16 protein-coding genes and 1 riboswitch are annotated in these 16,430 nt (G+C 68.6%); of the genes, 10 read left to right on the forward strand and 6 right to left on the reverse strand.

The annotated features are described in order from the left end of the window. Positions 1-317 precede the first annotated feature (317 nt). Entirely contained in the window at positions 318-1,067 is a 750-nt protein-coding gene (locus tag CK240_RS14245; protein WP_095641006.1) for a DUF2092 domain-containing protein, read from the reverse strand. Between the two features lie 40 nt (positions 1,068-1,107). Next, on the reverse strand, positions 1,108-2,079 hold the full coding sequence (locus tag CK240_RS14250) for an HAD family hydrolase (protein ID WP_095641007.1): 972 nt from the start codon (positions 2,077-2,079) through the stop codon (positions 1,108-1,110). 278 nt (positions 2,080-2,357) lie between these two features. On the opposite strand from CK240_RS14250, the gene CK240_RS14255 reads away from it, so the two are divergent. Together CK240_RS14255 and CK240_RS14260 are read left to right on the forward strand one after the other, a co-directional pair. Beyond that, positions 2,358-3,437: a hypothetical protein gene (locus tag CK240_RS14255; RefSeq protein ID WP_095641008.1), complete on the forward strand. Its 1,080-nt coding sequence runs from the start codon at positions 2,358-2,360 to the stop codon at positions 3,435-3,437. 6 nt (positions 3,438-3,443) lie between these two features. Then, on the forward strand, positions 3,444-4,406 hold the full coding sequence (locus CK240_RS14260; protein ID WP_276305324.1) for a sensor histidine kinase: 963 nt from the start codon (positions 3,444-3,446) through the stop codon (positions 4,404-4,406). 13 nt (positions 4,407-4,419) lie between these two features. Here CK240_RS14260 and CK240_RS19535 read toward each other — a convergent pair whose 3' ends face one another. Continuing rightward, the gene (locus tag CK240_RS19535; RefSeq protein WP_095641010.1) at positions 4,420-4,758 is read right to left on the reverse strand and encodes a bifunctional adenosylcobinamide kinase/adenosylcobinamide-phosphate guanylyltransferase; all 339 of its coding nucleotides are present in this window, start codon (positions 4,756-4,758) and stop codon (positions 4,420-4,422) included. A 70-nt stretch (positions 4,759-4,828) separates the two neighbouring features. Here CK240_RS19535 and CK240_RS14270 point away from each other — a divergent pair, with 70 nt between their 5' ends. The 8 genes from CK240_RS14270 to CK240_RS14305 all read left to right on the forward strand — a co-directional run bounded on the left by CK240_RS14270 (position 4,829) and on the right by CK240_RS14305 (position 11,661). Continuing rightward, positions 4,829-5,404 carry a histidine phosphatase family protein gene (locus CK240_RS14270; protein ID WP_095641011.1) on the forward strand — a complete coding sequence of 192 codons (576 nt, stop codon included), beginning with the start codon at positions 4,829-4,831 and terminating at the stop codon, positions 5,402-5,404. Beyond that, a complete protein-coding gene (locus CK240_RS14275; protein ID WP_095641012.1) occupies positions 5,401-6,174 on the forward strand; it encodes a propanediol utilization protein in 774 nt (257 codons plus the stop codon). The genes CK240_RS14270 and CK240_RS14275 overlap by 4 nt, the downstream gene beginning before the upstream one ends. Continuing rightward, on the forward strand, positions 6,164-7,123 hold the full coding sequence (gene cbiB, locus CK240_RS14280) for an adenosylcobinamide-phosphate synthase CbiB (RefSeq protein WP_205957852.1): 960 nt from the start codon (positions 6,164-6,166) through the stop codon (positions 7,121-7,123). Before CK240_RS14275 ends, cbiB begins: the two co-directional genes overlap by 11 nt. Then, on the forward strand, positions 7,123-8,073 hold the full coding sequence (cobD, locus tag CK240_RS14285; protein ID WP_095641013.1) for a threonine-phosphate decarboxylase CobD: 951 nt from the start codon (positions 7,123-7,125) through the stop codon (positions 8,071-8,073). Before cbiB ends, cobD begins: the two co-directional genes overlap by 1 nt. A 26-nt stretch (positions 8,074-8,099) precedes the next feature. Then, a riboswitch (cobalamin riboswitch) is annotated at positions 8,100-8,305 on the forward strand. Positions 8,306-8,402: 97 nt separating this feature from the next. After that, positions 8,403-9,413 (forward strand): ABC transporter substrate-binding protein, encoded by a 1,011-nt coding sequence (locus tag CK240_RS14290; protein WP_095641014.1) that lies wholly within the window; start codon positions 8,403-8,405, stop codon positions 9,411-9,413. Beyond that, a complete protein-coding gene (locus tag CK240_RS14295; protein ID WP_095641015.1) occupies positions 9,410-10,444 on the forward strand; it encodes a FecCD family ABC transporter permease in 1,035 nt (344 codons plus the stop codon). Before CK240_RS14290 ends, CK240_RS14295 begins: the two co-directional genes overlap by 4 nt. Beyond that, entirely contained in the window at positions 10,441-11,217 is a 777-nt protein-coding gene (locus CK240_RS14300) for an ABC transporter ATP-binding protein (RefSeq protein ID WP_095641016.1), read from the forward strand. Before CK240_RS14295 ends, CK240_RS14300 begins: the two co-directional genes overlap by 4 nt. Before the next feature lie 6 nt (positions 11,218-11,223). After that, positions 11,224-11,661: a pseudoazurin gene (locus CK240_RS14305; protein WP_167650061.1), complete on the forward strand. Its 438-nt coding sequence runs from the start codon at positions 11,224-11,226 to the stop codon at positions 11,659-11,661. 230 nt (positions 11,662-11,891) lie between these two features. Here the strand turns inward: CK240_RS14305 and CK240_RS14310 are convergent, their stop codons facing one another. The 3 genes from CK240_RS14310 to CK240_RS14320 form a co-directional block, all read right to left on the reverse strand. Then, positions 11,892-13,832 carry a MacB family efflux pump subunit gene (locus tag CK240_RS14310; RefSeq protein ID WP_095641017.1) on the reverse strand — a complete coding sequence of 647 codons (1,941 nt, stop codon included), beginning with the start codon at positions 13,830-13,832 and terminating at the stop codon, positions 11,892-11,894. Between the two features lie 2 nt (positions 13,833-13,834). After that, positions 13,835-15,025 (reverse strand): efflux RND transporter periplasmic adaptor subunit, encoded by a 1,191-nt coding sequence (locus tag CK240_RS14315; protein WP_095641018.1) that lies wholly within the window; start codon positions 15,023-15,025, stop codon positions 13,835-13,837. A 437-nt stretch (positions 15,026-15,462) separates the two neighbouring features. Beyond that, positions 15,463-16,425, reverse strand: coding sequence for an ABC transporter substrate-binding protein (locus CK240_RS14320; protein ID WP_095641019.1), 963 nt, complete (start codon positions 16,423-16,425; stop codon positions 15,463-15,465). Between the last annotated feature and the right edge of the window lie 5 nt (positions 16,426-16,430).

Raw genomic sequence — 16,430 nt, forward strand, 5'->3', positions numbered from 1 at the left:
ATGGGGACCGGGAGCAGGGGGATGAGGTCCGGGAGCCGGCGGGTGGGGTGCCGGATGGGGTCCCGGATGCGGGGCGGGGTGGGGCGCAGGATGAGGCTGCGGATGGACGTTCGGATGAGGGCCGACGGGGTGGAGGCGCGGTGAAAGATGGGCAGGGGGGTTGAAGCCTCCCGCCCGCGCGTGAATGCCTCCGCCGATGTTCATCCGGGCGCCGCGCGACATGTGAAAGCCGCCGCGCGCCTCGGCAAGGGTGGGGGCCACAAGGACCACGGCGGCGCCGGCCGCGGCCAGACTGCGAAACCATCGACGGTGCGTCGTCATCGCGGAGCCTCCAGGGCAAGATCGGTCGAGGCGAGCGGAATCGCCGTCATTCCTTCCGCAGGGGTAAAGGAAAAGATCGCGTCGGCGGGGTCGGCCGCCTCGTTCCAGGACAGGGTGGCCGTGAAGCGGGGATGGGTCAGGTCCTGGCGGTCCACCGTCGAGATCCTGAGGGGCAGGGGACTGCCCTCGACCGGTATCCACAGTTCCAGGTCCTGATTGTCGATCCGGTAGGCCCAGTGGTCGGCCACGACGTCGCCGATCCGCGTCTGCCCGACGCGGAAACCCTCGGTGATCCGGCCCATCCACTCGGCCCCGCTGTTCCAGGCCAGAAGATCGGCCACGGGAAAGGCAAGGCCATGCCGCTGCGCGGCGTGTTCCAGCATCTCGCCGATGGTCGCAGGCGCGTCCGCGACCTGCGCATAGAACCCGTCGCCCGGCGAAACATAGGTGGCGCTTGTGCCGTCAAAGAAGAACTCGCGCTGGGCGACATCCGTGCGCAACTCGACCTTCAGCCGGTTCGGCTGCCGCACGTGATAGACGGCCGTGCCGCCGACCAGCAGCTTCTGGTCGGTGTCCAGCACGATCTCCATTCCCGTGTCGGCGGTCAGTTCATAGGCTTGAAGGCCGGTCAGATGCGTTCCCATCCGTTCCAGGACCTCACGCGCAGCAGGCTCGACCAGCTCCTGCGCCGTTGCCGGGCACGCCATCGCAGCCACCAGCCATGCGCCGATTGTCAGGCTTCGCATCTTTCCTCCCTTCGGTCGCGGTTGCGGGACGGGTCCATGGCTACGGCTCGGGGTAGATCGTGGACCAGTCGCGCGCCATGTCGATCAGGTGCCAGCCCTTGGCGGGCGCATCGGTCATTGCCTTGTCGAGCCTGCCGATATGCGTGTCGCGATCATAGGCATATTCGCGGTCGCCGTCGGTGTGATGGACGATCATCGCCAGCGAGGGACCGTCGCCGCTGGTCGTGTATTCAAGCATCTGGTAGTCGCCGTCCGAGTTGCCGAAGGCCATGACCGGGCGCTTGCCGATGTGGCGGTGGATGCCCACGGGCTTGCCGGGGCCATCGTCCACGAAGAACACCTGGGGCTTGCGCATGAACTGGGGCTTGCCCTCGATGATCTGGTAGTCCTCGGCAATCTGCGAGCCGATGATCTGCTGGGGCGGAATGCCGTAAGCGTCGTCCGCCCAGGGCCGCATGAAATCCGCGCCCCCGCCCGACACGATCCAGGTCTGGAAGCCGTTGTCGCGCAGATAGTCCATCAGTTCGACCATGGGCTGATAGATCAGGCTGTCATAAGGGCGGTCGAACCTGGGATGGCGGGCGGTCGAGATCCAGTCGGAAACGATCTCCTCGAAGGCCTCGGCAGTCATCCAGGCATGGGTGACTGCCATGAGTTCGGTCACGCCATGCTCGCCGCTGGCCGCAACGGCCTTTGTGTCGCCTTCCAGGATGCCCTTGAAGGGCGGCTGCAGCTTCCATTCGGGATGGCGCGGCGCAAGGTGACGGATGCGGTCGCTGACGAACATGAACTGGAAATACACCGGATGCTCGGTCCAGAGCGTGCCGTCGTTGTCGAAGGTGGCGATCCGGTCCTCGGGCTCGACCCATCCGGGCCCGCCCTCGGTCGTCGCGGCCGTGACGAAATCGATGATCGCGTCCTTGATCGGACCCTCGTTCCAGGACGGCAGATCCTGGGCCCATGCGGGACCGATGGCTGCTGCCATGGCCAGGATGCAGGCGAACAGTCTCATCCACGCTCCTCCGTGAGGCAACGGTCAGCGGTCGGCGACACCTTCATCCTATGCCTCGGCGCCCCTGAATCCATCAGGTGAAACCCTGATATGCTTAAGACGGACCGTGCGGCGGACAAGGGCTGGCATCGGCCGGCCGATCGGGGGCACGGCCTGTTTCCGGTTTGTCGGAAAGCGTTTTCCTGATACAAGCCTCAGTTGTTTGAGGTGCTCATTCATGCGAGTGCTTGGCTGAAAGCCGCGGTTGTCTTGCCCGGCGCTGTTCGGAAAGCGTGCAAATGACATTTGCCGAGACTCCGATAAACGAGGCAGGGTTCCGGCGGCAGGCGGCCGTCCTGTGCCGGCGCATTCTTCTGATCCTTTCTGCCGCGATCACCGTGGTCTTCCTGGCGGGCTCGGTCTTCATCGTTACGAATGCCCTTGAGACGCGGAATGCGATCCTGCGCAGCATCACGGCGCAGGCACTGACCATTTCGAACGCCTTCGACCGCGAGGTGACGGCCGCGCAGTATCTTCTGCGCGGGCTGTCGCAGTCACCCGCGCTGCTGTCACGCGACCTTCCGGGCTTTCACGCGCAACTCATGCGGACGCCCGGGCCGGCGGGATCCTCGTTCGCCCTGTGGGACACGCAGGACCAGGTCCTGAACACATTGCGCCCCTTCGGCACCCGGCTGCCTGCCCGAGGTGACACGGCGGGGCTTGAAGATGAACACAAGCGCATCGCGCGGCTGGGCTTCAGCGTGTCCAACCGGATCGAGGGGCCGGTTCCCGGGCTTCCGCTTGTCGCGGCCAGCCTGCGGCTCGACGGTGCCGACGAAGGCATGTCGGGCGTGCTGTCGATGGTCCTGCCCCAGGCACGGCTGGACGCCGTTACCCGCGACGCCGGAGGACCGCCGGGGTCCGTGACGGTGCTGATGGATCGCCTTGGCACAGTTGTCGCGGCCAGCGTGGCGGACCCTCCGGCCCTTTCGCCATTTCCGGCGGCAGTCACGGGACTCCTCGATGGCCTGCCCTCGGACTGGTCGCTGATGTTCCGCGACAGCGCAGGTGAACGCCTTGTCGGGGTCCAGCATTCCAGTATCACCGGCTACATCACCGCCACCTCCATGCCGCATGTGCTTGTCAATGCGCCCGTCCGGGCTGCGGCCTGGCAGATCGCCGCCGTCGGCGCGGCCCTTGTTCTGGCAGGGTCGCTGGCGGGCCTTGTCGCCACGCGGCAGGTGGGACGCGTGGCCTCGGCCGCGGCCAGCACGGCGCGGCAGCTCGACCAGAAAAGCGCCCGCTATGCAAGCCTGTGGAACGACACGCCCGAAGGGCTTTTCGTTGTCACGATCACGCCCGATGGCCGTTTCGTATAAGAGGACATCAACCCCGCCCATGAACGCGCCACGGGCCTTGCCCACGAAGCGGTGGTCGGGAAAGAGCCCGTGGACTGCCTGCCGCCGGACGTGGCGGCGGCCGTTACAGAACGGTACCGCGCCTGCGTGACCCGGGGCGTCCCGGCCGTCCATGACGAGATCCTGGACCTGCCGGCCGGACGCCGGCATTGGCAGACCAGCCTTGTCCCCGTGCGTGACCCCGAGACCGGCCGGATCGGGGCCCTTGTCGGGATTGCCCGCGACATGACCGACATCGCCAACGCGCGGCAGGACGTGCGCGAGATCGCGACCCGCCTTCTGTCGTTGCAGGACGAGGAACGGCGGCGCATCGCATCGGATCTGCACGACGCGACGGGTCAGCATATCATCGCAGCAGAGCTGGCGCTCATGCTGATCGAGAATGCAGCGGGCGACCGGCCCGGGGTGCGGGACACGGTCACCGACATGAGGGTTTCCCTTGCCGAGGCGCAAAAGGAAATCCGCACGCTGTCCTATCTGCTTTACCCGCCCCAGCTGCGCGCCAAGGGTTTCGAAGCCACGCTGCGCGACTTTGTCGAAGGCTTCACGCACCGCACCGGCCTGCAGGCAAGGATGCGGATCTCGGGCGAGGTCGAGGCTCTTCCCATCGAGATCCAGGGCATGGTCTTGCGCGTCGTGCAAGAAGCCCTTGTGAACGTCCACCGCCATGCCGAGGCAAGATCCGTCACCGTGATCCTGCAATGCGGAGCCGGGGATCTGGGGCTTCACATCGCGGACGATGGCAGGGGGCTGAGGACGCGGAATTCAGAAAGCACGGTCCTGGGCGTGGGCATCCTGGGGATGGAGGCGCGCATCCGGCAGTTCGGCGGCGTCATGACCATATCCGGCAACCGCCGGGGCACAACCATCCGCGCCAATGTCCCCTTGGGCGGCGGCAACATGACCGGGTGCGCGGCGCGGGCCGTCTGACGCGACCCCAAGCTCAGGAAACCGTGGCCGCAGCATCCTGTCCAAGGTCAGGCTTCCCCTTCTCTCGGAGATGCGCACAATCCCGGTTCCGCTCGTCGATCGAGACATGGCGCCGGTGCCTGTTTCCGGCGCCACGGGCCGCAACGGTCACGTCCGGTTTGCATTGGAAACCAGCGCAAGACGGACTGACGCGCCGTGCCTGGTGGGCCGCGATGCGCTGGACCATTTCCGCGTCAAGGGCTTGCGCTGTCGCGACATAGACCGCAGGGCTGCCGAGGACGAGCGTCCGGCTTTCGGCGATGGCGCTCTTTCCGGACCGCGCGCCGCCTGTCACAAGGATGATCGAACCCATGGATGTTCCGCTTCTTCGCCGTGGCGACAGTTAAGCACAGCCATGCGGATGACCGAAGGGCCATCGGGCCGTGGCTGACACCCGGCAGACGGAACTTGTGCTGATCCGGCACGCGCCCGTCGCGGGCGGGGGGCGCCTTGCGGGCCGCCTCGACCTGCCGGCCGACCTGTCCGACAGCGCGAGCCTCGCCGCCCTCGCCGCGCGCCTGCCCGGCCGCGCAGGACTGACAAGCTCGCCCGCGGCACGGTGCCTGATGACCGCAAGGGCGCTGCTTCCCGCCCTGACTGCAAGGGTGGAGGCGCGATTGTGGGAACAAAGCTTCGGCGACTGGGAAGGGAAGAGCTACGCGGAACTGCCCGATCTCGGCCCCCTGAGCCCGGAGGCGCTTGCCGATCATTGCCCCCCGGATGGAGAAAGCTTCCGGGCGCTTTGTGCCCGCACGGTGCCTGCCCTTCTGGACCTTGCCGCCGAGGGCGGAACCCATGTCGTGATCGCCCATGCCGGCACGGTGCGCGCCGCGCTTGCATGGGCCACGGGGTCCGTCGCGGGGGCGCTGTCCTTCCAGATCGCTCCGCTGTCGCTGACACGTTTCCACGTCGGCCCCCAGGGGCACTGGTCCGTGGCCGAGGTCAATTGGCACAAATGAAGTCGGTCAGGGTTCACGGGCATTTCGGGGAATACCTTCAGGGCAGGCTGGGGCCGGACGGCCCTCTGTGCCTGATCACGGTTCCCTGCCGGGGAACGGGTCTGACGGCGCGGCTGTGCAGCGGCGACCGGCAGGGCGCTTGTCCGCCCGAGCGGTTCCTGAGATCCCTCGGCCTCGCGGGCAGCCGCGAGATCGTGGTGTGCCCGATGTCGCCACCCGGCGCCGGCACCGGCATCTCGACGGCCGCGCTGATCGCGGCTGCGCGCCTTCATGGATGGGAGGGGCCGCCCGGGAGCCTGATGGCCGCCTGCGTGGCGCATGAGGGCGCCTCGGACCCGCTGGCTTTTCCCCGTCCCGAGCGTCTGCTCTGGGCCTCGCGCGAGGGCCGCATCCTGCGGAGGATGCCCGCGCTTCCGCCCCATGACATCGTCGGGGGCTATTTCGGGCCGCCCTGCGCGACGGACCCGGGCGATCTGGCGTTCCCGGATGTTTCCGACCTTGCCCGAAGCTGGGCAGCCGCCCGCAAGCTGCACGCATTCGCCGAACTCGCCTCCGAAAGCGCCCGACGCTGCCTGCAGTGGCGGGGACCTGCGGGGGATCCCACCGAAGATCTGGCCCGCAGCCTCGGGGCCCTGGGCCATGTCATCGCGCATACCGGCTCGGCCAGGGGGCTGATCTTTGCGAAGGGCGAGGTTCCGCCCGCCGCAGCTTCCGCGCTAAGTGCAGCCGGGTTGACTGGCGTTCTGCAGTTTGGAAGCGATGATCTTTGAACTCCCCGCGATGATGCTGGTCGCGATCGCGATCGACCGGCTGATCGGATGGCCGGACTGGCTGTATTCCCGCATCGGACACCCGGTCACCTGGGGCGGGCGCCTGATCGTTCTTCTGGAAGCCCGGCTGAACCGGGCGACGTTTCCGCGCAGGGTGACGGGTGCACTGACCCTCGTCCTGTGCCTCACCGCCGTGCTTCTGCCGGCCATGGGCGCGCAGTCGCTGTTGCCAGACAATGCGATGGGCGTTCTTTGGGGCGGGTTCCTTGCCTGGCCGCTGGTCGCGGTGCGCTCGATGCACGACCATGTCGCCGCCGTCGAAGCGCCCCTGAGGGCGGGAGATCTGCCAAGCGCGCGCCGCGCCGTTTCGATGATCGTCGGGCGCAATCCCGATGCCCTCGACGAAGCCGGGGTCGCGCGGGCCGCACTGGAGAGCCTGGCCGAGAACACCTCGGACGGGATCGTCGCCCCCGTCTTCTGGGGCGCGGTCGCGGGTCTGCCGGGGATCGCGGCCTACAAGATGATCAACACGCTGGATTCCATGATCGGCCACCGCAACGCGCGCCATCTGCATTTCGGCTGGGCGTCGGCCCGGCTGGACGACCTCGTGAACCTGATCCCGGCGCGGGCGACGGGGGTGCTGTTTGCCCTCGCCTCGGGAAAGCCCTGCGCTGCGGGCCTCGTCATGCTGCGCGATGCGCGACGGCACCGCTCGCCCAATGCCGGCTGGCCCGAGGCGGCCATGGCCGGCGCGCTGGGGGTCCGCCTGTCCGGCCCAAGGATCTACGACGGCCATGTGGCGCCCGAGCCCTGGCTCAACGCGGGCGCACCGGACCCGGTGCCGGCCTCGCTGACAGGGGGGCTCAGGCTCTACCGCCGCGCGATCCTGCTGCTGGGGGCTGTCCTTGTCCTCTGGGTGCTGTTGCCCGTCCTCACCGGAGCTTCCTGATGCGCGATCACGGCGGAAACCTTGACGAGGCCCGGGCCGCCTGGGGGCAGGGGGACTGGATCGACCTTTCCACCGGCATCAACCGCCAGCCCTATCCCTTGCCCAGCCTTCCACCCGAGGCATGGACGAACCTGCCTGCCGCAAGTGCCCAGGCCGCGCTGCTGGAGGCCGCGGCCACGGCCTTCGGCACCGCCGCGCCGGGGCTTGCGGTGGCGGGGGCACAGGCGGCGATCCAGATGATCCCGCTGCTGGAAACGCCGGGGCTCGCGCGGGTTCTCGCGCCGACCTACAATGAACATGCGGCCTGCCTGCGGCAGGCGGGGTGGCGCGTCGAGGAAGTGGGGCGACTTGAGGCGCTGTCGGGCGCGGATCTGGCGATCGTCGTGAACCCCAACAACCCCGACGGCCGGCATCATCGCGGCGAGGCTCTGCGCCGCCTTTCGGTCGGGATGCTGGTCGTCGACGAAAGCTTCGCAGACCCCGCACCGGGGGAAAGCCTCGTGGCCGAGGCCAGCGACCGCCTGCTTGTGCTGCGCTCGTTCGGCAAGTTCTGGGGGCTTGCGGGACTGCGCCTCGGCTTCGTCTACGCCGGCGGGGATGTGATCCGCCGGTTGTCTGCGCTTGCAGGCCCCTGGCCTGTTTCGGGACCGGCCCTCGAAGTGGGCCGCATCGCGCTTGGCGACCGGGACTGGCGCGAGCGGACGATCCGGCGGCTTTCGGGTGAGGCTGCGCGACTTGACCGTCTGGCGCGGGGCGCGGGCTGGACGCTGGCCGGCGGAACGCATCTGTTCCGCCTTTACGAGACCCCGGATGCCCGTCAGGCGCAGGCCGCGCTTGCGCAGCACCATGTCTGGACGCGTCGGTTTCCGTATTCCGACGCATGGCTTCGCCTCGGCCTTCCCGGAAACGAAGGCGAATGGCAGCGGCTTGAGGCTGCCTTGGGCGCCTGATGCCCGTGGCGCTGCCGTCGGGCACGCTTCAACTTGCCAGCACCGACCCCTGCCGCTAGGGAGACGCTGTCGGAAAGGGAATCCGCCGGGGCCTCGCGCCCCCAACCGGAACTGCCCCCGCAACTGTAGACGGTGAGCCGCGCCCGAATATGCCACTGGACCCCCGGGTCTGGGAAGGTCGGGCCGGCGATGACCCGTCAGTCAGGAGACCTGCCGACGCAGTTTGACCAATCCGAGCGGGTCGGCTCGGGAGGGAACGCGACCCGTGCTTGCCGCCCGGAATCCGTCCGCTCGTTTGGCCCGTCCATGATGTAGCGGAAGGACATATCATGCTGAGGATGACAACGGCGGCCATCGCCGTCCTGGGTGCGGCGCCCATGGCGGCTGCGGGTACGGACTATCCCCTGACGCTCACCAGTTGCGGCCACGAGGTCACCATCGACAAGGCGCCCGAACGCGTCGTCAGCGTTGGCCAGGGCACGACCGAGATCCTGTACATGCTGGGTCTGGCCGACAAGGTCGCGGGCACCGCGCTGTGGATCAACCCTGTCCTGCCCCAGTTTGCCGAGGTGGACGCGAAGGTCGAGCGCCTGTCCGACAACGCCCCCAGCTTCGAAAGCGTCCTGGCGAAACGGCCCGAGGTGATCGTGACCGCCTATGAATGGATGATCGGCCCGCAAGGCGCTGTCGGCACGCGCGAGATGTTCGACGATGCCGGGATCCCCAGCTGGATCATGCCGACCGACTGCATCGGCAAGGACAACAGCCAGAGCATGGACGGCGCACGCACCGTGCTGTTCGACACCGCGCTGCTGTATCGGGGGATCGGGGAACTGGCGAAGATCTTCGATGTCTCCGAGCGCGGCGAGGCGCTGATCGCCGACCTGAAGGCGCGCGAAGCCGCCGCGGTCGGGCAGGCGCAGGCGCTGGACCTGCCCGACGATCTGTCGGGCGTGTTCTGGTATTCCTCGGCCGATGTCGGCATCGATCCCTATGTCGCGGGCGCCAACGCCGTGCCGGGATGGATGCTGTCGAAGCTGGGCGTGCGGAACGTCGTCAGTTCCAGGGAGGAATGGCCGACCGTCGGCTGGGAAACCATCGCCCGCGCCAACCCGACCTTCATTGTCGCGGCCGAGATGAACCGCCGCCGCTTTCCCGCCGACGACATCGCCGTCAAGCGCGCCTTCCTGACCGGCGACCCCGTGACCAGCCAGATGGAGGCGGTGCGGAACGGCCGCATCCTGACGCTTGAAGCCCATGCGATGGACCCGTCGATCCGCGCGATCTACGGGCTTGAAGCCCTGTCGCACGCGCTCGCCGGGCTTGGCCTTTCGCAATGAGGCGTGGCGCCGTGGCCCGCGGCACGGGCTGGCTGTGGCTCGCGCCGATCGTGCTGGCCGCGGCGCTGCTGTTCGCAGCGGCGGTGGGCGAGACGCGGATACCCTTGTCCACCGTGATGACCGTTCTGGCCAGCAAGGCCGGTCTGACGGCTGTTGTCCTCGATCCGGTGGATGCCAGCGTGATCTGGCATTACCGGCTGTCGCGCGCGGTGGTGGCGGCCTGCGGCGGCGCCAGCCTGGCGCTGTCGGGGCTGATCCTTCAAGCGCTGCTGCGCAATCCCCTGGCTGAACCCTATCTTCTGGGGATCTCTGCCGGGGCCTCGACCGGCGCGGTCACGGTAACCGTTGCGGGCTTCGGCGCGGGCATGGTCAGCATGTCGGCCGGGGCCTTCGCGGGCGCGCTGGTCGCCTTCGGGCTGGTTGCGGTCCTGGCGCGCGCGGCGCGGGGAACAGGCGTCCAGACCGCCGGGATCATCATCCTGGCGGGGATCGCCGGATCGCAGATGTTCAACGCCACGACCGCGCTGATCATCGCGCAATCGGCAAGCGCCGAGCAGGCGCGCGGGATCATGTTCTGGCTTCTCGGCAATCTGTCCGGCGTGCGCTGGCCCGATGTCCGGCTGGCGCTGCCGGTGGCCCTTCTGGGTCTGGGCGTCACGCTGTGGCATGTGCGGACGCTGGACGCCTTCACCTTCGGCGCCGACGGCGCGGCGTCCCTGGGCATCGACGTGCGCCGCGCGCAGGCCGTGCTGATCGCGACCGCCGCGCTGGTGACGGCGGTCATGGTCTCGATCGCCGGAGCCATCGGCTTCGTCGGGCTGGTGGTTCCGCACGCGATGCGGTTCCTCGTGGGCGTGCGACATGCCCGGCTGGTCCCGGCCACGGCGCTGGCGGGCGCGGTGTTCCTTGTACTGTCCGACGTGATGTCGCGCATCGTCATCCACGGGCAGGTCCTGCCCATCGGGGTCATCACCGCGCTTGTGGGGGCCCCCGCCTTTGCCGTTGTCATGATCCGCGGCAGGCAGCGATGAGCGGCGCGCCCGTCCTCGAACTTGTCGGCGCGACCCGGAGAGTGCAGGGCAGGGACCTTGTCTCGGAGGTGAGCCTGAGCCTGCGGAAGGGCGAGATGCTGGGCGTGATCGGGCCGAACGGTTCCGGCAAGTCCACGCTGCTGAACATGATGGCGGGACTGCTTCGGCCGACCAGCGGCGAAATCCGTCTGGAAGGGCAGCCAATGGCCCGATTGCGGCGGCGGCAGATCGCGCAGCGGCTTGCCATGGTGTCCCAGGCGGCGGACTGCGGCGAGCGCATCTCGGTCCGCGACGCGGTCGAACTGGGCCGCACGCCATGGCTCGGTCCTTTCCGGCCCTGGGGGGGGCGGGATGATGAGGCCGTCGAGGCCGCCCTGCTGGCGGTCGGCATGGAGCAGATGGCCGCGCGGGACTGGTCCACGCTGTCCGGGGGCGAACGCCAGCGCGTCCACATCGCGCGGGCACACGCGCAGGCGCCGCAGATCCTGCTGCTGGACGAGCCGACGAACCACCTGGATGTCCACCACCAGATCGCCATCCTCGACCTCGTTTCGCAGCTTCCGGTCACGACCGTCATCGCGCTGCATGACATGCACCAGGCGCTGCGCTGCGATCGCGTCATGGTGATGCAGTCGGGCCGCTGCGTGGCGCTGGGCGCGCCGCTCGACATCCTGACCCCGGCGCTGATCCGCGAGATCTTCGCCGTCGATGCCCAGCTGATCGCGCATCCGGCCGGCCGGTGGCCGCTGTTTGCCTTCCAACGCCTCGCCTGAAAGGAGATGATCCTGCTGATCCGCGCCGCGCTTCTTTCCTGCCTTCTGCCCCTTGGGGCCTTTGCCGAGACGCACGAGGTCAGGATGCTCAACCGCAACAACAGCGGTCCGATGCCGTTCGAGCCGGACTATCTGGTCATCCGGCCCGGCGACCGCGTCAGGTTCATCGCCGCGAGCCCCGGCCACAATGCCGCCACGATCGAGGGCATGATCCCTGCCGGCGGCGAGCCGTTCATCGGCAGGATCAACGAGGAGATCGAGGTCACGCTGACCGCGGAAGGCCTCTGGGGGATCAAGTGCTCGCCCCATTACACCATGGGCATGGTGATGCTGATCCAGGTCGGCAGCAGTCCCGCAACGGCTGCCGACCTGCCCGAGAACCTGCCCCCCGCCGCGCGCGAGCGCATGTCGGAGATCATCGAAAGGCAGGGGCCGAGTGATTGACCTCTGACGGCCGGAAGCACGGGCATCGTGATCTCAAGGGAAGGTGGCACAGGGCAATTGTCACCTGGCGCGTTTCGCAGGTCGACACCCGCTCGTCGTCTTGGGGACCTTGCCCCGGGCCTTGGCAAAGCACCGCCTCATCCGCCCCGACCCCCGTGCGTCAACCAGGCTGTTTCCCTGTCCTGGTGCCCATGCGCCCCGTGGCGGCGTCGGTTCGGCCTGCCGCACCGCTATTCCCGGCTGAGCGCATCCACCGGGTCCAGGCGGGCCGCCGAGCGCGCGGGCAGGAAGCCGAAGACGATGCCGATCAGGGTCGAGGACAGGAAGGCCAGCACGATCGTGGGCGTCGAATAGACCAGCCTCAGGTCGACCTGAAGCTGCGCCAGCAGGGCGCCGGCCCCAAGCGCCAGCGCGACGCCCAGCAACCCGCCCAGCAGGCACACGAGCACCGCTTCCGTCAGGAACTGCGCCACGATGTCCGCACGGCGGGCCCCAACGGCCATGCGGACGCCGATCTCGCGCGTGCGCTCGGTCACCGACACCAGCATGATGTTCATGACCCCGATGCCTCCGACGATCAGGCTGATGATGGCGATGGAGGAGATCAGCATGGTCAGCGTCTGCGTGGTCGAGGTGATGGAGGAGCGGATCGTGTCCGAGTTCATCAGGAAGAAGTCCTTCTTCCCGTGCCGCTCGGTCAGCAGCGCCCCGATTTCCGCCTCGGCCTCGGCCATGTCGGCATCGTCGCGGACACGGACCGAGATGGAATCCACCACCGTCTGCCCGGTGATCCGCATGGCGACGGTCGTGTAGGGCACGAAGATCCGCGGGCTCGTGGGTCCCGGTCCGGCCGAGGTCTGCGAAGCGACCCCGATCACCTCCAGCGGAACGCGGCCGACCATCAGGACCTGCCCGATGGCCGAGGCGGGGTCGGGGAAGAAGGCCGAGGCGGCCTCCGTATCCAGCACCGCAACCTGCCTGCGGCCGTCCAGCGCCTCGCGGCCGAAAGCCTGTCCCTCCTGCACGGCAAATCCGCCGACGTCGAAATACTCGACTCCGACGCCCCGCACCGAAACGCTGGCCGAGGTGCCACGCCAAGTGATGCTGGCGCTGGTCTGGATCTCGGGCGAGGCCGAGGCGGCCCATGGCTGGGCCGACAGCGCGTCCGCATCGGCCGCGACCAGCGTGTCGATCGCCTGCGCCCGGCGGTCGCCGAAGCCGGACCCCGGCCGCACCGTGATCGTGTTCGTCCCCAGCGACGAGATGTTCTCCAGCACCCGCTCCTTGCTGCCGGTCCCGAGTGCCACGACCGAGACCACCGAGGCGATGCCGATGATGATCCCCAGCATGGTCAGGAAGCTGCGCAGCCGGTGCGCGTTCAGCGCCCGCACCGCCATGCCGAAGGCCTCGGCCAGTTGGCCGAAGCGCGCCGCGATCCCGGTTCCCTCGGGGGCGGCGGGCTTGCGCTGCGGGGAAGGGGCGGGAACCCGGTTCCGCACGTCCGAGATGATCCGGCCGTCGCGCATCTCGATCACGCGGGCTGCGCGGGCCGCGACCTCGCGGTCATGGGTGACGATGACGACCGTGTGGCCTTCGGCGTTCAGTTCCTGCAGCAGTTGCAGCAGTTCCGCGCCCGAGCGGCTGTCGAGCGCGCCCGTGGGTTCGTCGGCCAGGATCACCTCGCCCCCGTTCATCAGGGCGCGGGCAACGGACACCCGCTGCTGCTGGCCCCCCGACAGCGCCCTTGGCCGGTGATCCATCCGCTGGCCGAGGCCCAGCCGGTCCAGCAGCATCGCGGCGCGGCTGCGGCGCGCGGCCGCAGGGTGGCCGGTATAGATCGCGGGCACTTCGACATTGGCCAGCGCATCCAGGTCGGGCAGCAGCTGGTAGCGCTGGAAGATGAAGCCGAAATGCCGGCGGCGCAGGCGGGCGCGGCCTTCCTCGGACAGGTCGCCGACATCCTGCCCGGCGTAAAGGTAGGTCCCGGCGCTCGGCCGGTCGAGGCAGCCGAGGATGTTCATCAGCGTGGACTTGCCCGACCCCGAGGTGCCGATGATGGCGACCATCTCGCCCGCCTCGATGGTCAGGTCGATCCCGTGCAGCACGGTCAGCGTCTCGTCGCCCACGGGAAACTCGCGGCGGATGCCCTTCAGCTCGATCAGCGGCGCCATGGTCAGAACAGCCTCGGCCCACCGAAGCGGCCACCGCCGGGCTGGCCCTGCGGGGCGGCTTCCGCAGGCCGCCCGCTTCGGCCGGTGACGACCAGCTCGCCTTCCTCCAGCCCCGAGCGGATTTCGGTCACGCTTGCCGAGGCGATGCCGGTCTCGACCTCGCGGACCTGCGTTTCGCCCGTGGCCGGGTCATGGACCTGCACGCTGGCGCCACCCTCGGGGGTGCTGCGGATGGCACTGCCGGGAACGGCCAGAACGCCCTCGGCCTCGGCCAGGACCAGCGTGACCTCGGTCGTCATGCCGATCCGCAGCGTGCCGTCGGGGTTCGGCACGTCCAGGGCCGCGCGGTAATAGATGGCGGTGCTGGTGTCGATCTCGTCGGCGTCGGCGATGGCGGCGGGGGCGGGCTCCAGCGCGCGCAGCGTCGCCTGGTAGGTGCGGCTTGGATCGCCCGCCAGGGTGAAGCTCGCCTTCTGGCCGGGGCGGACATGGATGATGTCGGCCTCGGAAATCTCGGCCTTGATGACCATGGTGTCCAGATCGGCGATCTTGACCAGCGTGGGGCTGGACTGGTTGGCGTTGATCGACTGCCCTTCGCGCACGACGATGGCGACCACGGTGCCATCCACGGGCGCGACGATGCGGGTGCGCTCCAGCGCGACGCGGGCCGCCGCCACGGCGATCTCGGCTTGCGCGCGGGACGCCTCGCTGGCCTTCACGTTGGCCTCTGCCACGGAAAGCTGCGCCTCGGCGGCCTCGAGGTCCTGCGGTGTCAGCAATCCGCGTTTCGCCAGTTCGCGTTTCCGGTCCACTGCCAGCCGCGCCTCGGTGTTCGAGGCCTGCTGGGCGGCGATCTGCGCCTCGATCTGCGCCAGCGCCGCCTCGGCGCGCAGAAGGTCGTTCTGCTGGTCCTCGGGGTCGATCTGGGCAACAAGATCGCCGGCCTTCAGCCGCTGCCCGAGTTCGACGGGCAGCGCGCGCACCTGCCCGCTGACCAGCGCGCCCACGGACACCAGCCGCGAGGCCTCGATCACGCCCGAGGCCAGCACCGTCTGCCGCACGTCCTGCCGCGTCACCGCGGTCGTCGCAGGCGCCTCGGTCACGGCGGCGCTTGAGTGGGACGTCCACCAGGCCCAGGACCCGAGGACCAGCCCGAGAAGAAGGATGATGCCAAGCCAGCGTCTGCGCGCCATGATGTGCCTGCCTTGCCTGCGATCGATCGGGAAGGCCTTGTAGCGAGAACAAACCAAACAAAGAAGAAACGGCCGTGCCCGGCAGACGTCCTGAGGCGGAGATTTCGGGCTGATCGCCGCGATATGTCGGCTTCAGTCCCGGAAGACCTGAATCCCGCGGGGTGATATGCTCGGTCGGCCGCTGCCCGGGTCCGGCGCGCGGGGATGTTTCGGCCTACTGCCAGAGGCCGTCGAGGCGACGACCGTCAGCAAGGCAACAGCCTGCGCGACCCCAGTGGCCGCGCAGTCCGCGTCAGAAATCGGCGGACGGAGTTCGCCACCCGCCTGGACGCGCCCCTCGATCCGTTCGGAAACCCCGCCTGAACGCGTCACGGCGGCACCGTGGATGCCGCCGTGCGTCCTTCACCTGCTGAAGGCAGGCGATCGCCTGACCGGGATCAGAACGGGCTGTCGGGGAAATAGAACTGTTCGGCGTTCTCGGGGGTGATCAGCTGGCTGCCGATGATGTAGCGGCCCGCCATGGGAGCGTTGGACACGAAACGCAGCGCCGTCATCTCGATCGCCGAGGAGATCAGCGCCGGAGGATAGGTCACGTTCACCGGCAGCTGCGGGTCCTTGTCCATGATCCGCTTGACGATGTCCTTCATCCCCGCGCCGCCGACGACGACCATCTCGTCCTCGCGGCCCGCCTGGGCGATGGCTTCCAGCACGCCCACGGCCATGTCGTCGTCCGCCGCCCACACCGCGTCGATCTGAGGATACTTGGCCAGATAGTCCTGCATGACCTTGAAGGCGTCGTCACGGTTCCAGTTGCCGTGCTGCATGTCGAGGATTTCCTTGTCGGACCCCCCCAGCGCCGCCTGGAACGCCTCCACCCGCTCGTTGTCCAGCGTCGTCGGGATGCCGCGCAGCACCACGATCTTGCCGCCTGCCTTGAGGTTGTCCCGGAAGTATTCGCCCGCGACCCGGCCAAAGGCGGTGTTGTCGCCGGCGACATAAAGGTCCTCGATCCCCTCCTCGGACAGGCCCCGGTCCACCACGGTGACGAACTTGCCCGCCGCCTTGACCTGCTTGACCGGGTCGGTCAGCGGCTCGGATTCGAAGGGCAGCACCACCAGGCCGTCGATGTTGCGGGTGGCCAGCATGTCCTCGATGTCCGACACCTGCTTGGCCGCGTCGCCCGCCGTCGCCAGAACGAACTCGAGGTTCGGGTAGACTTTGCCCAGCCGCTCGATGGTGTCCTGCGCGTGCCAGTTCAGTCCGCCCATGAAGCCGTGGGTGGCCGAGGGGATCGACACGCCGATCACCTTCTTTTCGGCCTCCTGCGCCAGCGCCACGCCCGCGGCCAGCGACAGCGCCGCCGCGGCCAGCGGCAGTTTCAACAGGTTGCGACGTTCCATTTGCT

Source organism: Paracoccus salipaludis, assembly GCF_002287065.1.
GTDB lineage: Bacteria > Pseudomonadota > Alphaproteobacteria > Rhodobacterales > Rhodobacteraceae > Paracoccus > Paracoccus salipaludis.

Coding starts and splice junctions, on each gene's coding strand:
- CK240_RS14255 (WP_095641008.1), top strand. CDS start 2,358: ATGACATTTGCCGAGACTCCGATAAACGAGGCAGGGTTCCGGCGGCAG.
- CK240_RS19535 (WP_095641010.1), bottom strand. CDS start 4,758: ATGGGTTCGATCATCCTTGTGACAGGCGGCGCGCGGTCCGGAAAGAGC.
- CK240_RS14310 (WP_095641017.1), bottom strand. CDS start 13,832: ATGGCGCCGCTGATCGAGCTGAAGGGCATCCGCCGCGAGTTTCCCGTG.
- CK240_RS14290 (WP_095641014.1), top strand. CDS start 8,403: ATGCTGAGGATGACAACGGCGGCCATCGCCGTCCTGGGTGCGGCGCCC.
- cbiB (WP_205957852.1), top strand. CDS start 6,164: ATGATCTTTGAACTCCCCGCGATGATGCTGGTCGCGATCGCGATCGAC.
- CK240_RS14320 (WP_095641019.1), bottom strand. CDS start 16,425: ATGGAACGTCGCAACCTGTTGAAACTGCCGCTGGCCGCGGCGGCGCTG.
- CK240_RS14315 (WP_095641018.1), bottom strand. CDS start 15,025: ATGGCGCGCAGACGCTGGCTTGGCATCATCCTTCTTCTCGGGCTGGTC.
- CK240_RS14275 (WP_095641012.1), top strand. CDS start 5,401: ATGAAGTCGGTCAGGGTTCACGGGCATTTCGGGGAATACCTTCAGGGC.
- cobD (WP_095641013.1), top strand. CDS start 7,123: ATGCGCGATCACGGCGGAAACCTTGACGAGGCCCGGGCCGCCTGGGGG.
- CK240_RS14245 (WP_095641006.1), bottom strand. CDS start 1,067: ATGCGAAGCCTGACAATCGGCGCATGGCTGGTGGCTGCGATGGCGTGC.
- CK240_RS14250 (WP_095641007.1), bottom strand. CDS start 2,079: ATGAGACTGTTCGCCTGCATCCTGGCCATGGCAGCAGCCATCGGTCCC.
- CK240_RS14305 (WP_167650061.1), top strand. CDS start 11,224: ATGATCCTGCTGATCCGCGCCGCGCTTCTTTCCTGCCTTCTGCCCCTT.
- CK240_RS14295 (WP_095641015.1), top strand. CDS start 9,410: ATGAGGCGTGGCGCCGTGGCCCGCGGCACGGGCTGGCTGTGGCTCGCG.
- CK240_RS14300 (WP_095641016.1), top strand. CDS start 10,441: ATGAGCGGCGCGCCCGTCCTCGAACTTGTCGGCGCGACCCGGAGAGTG.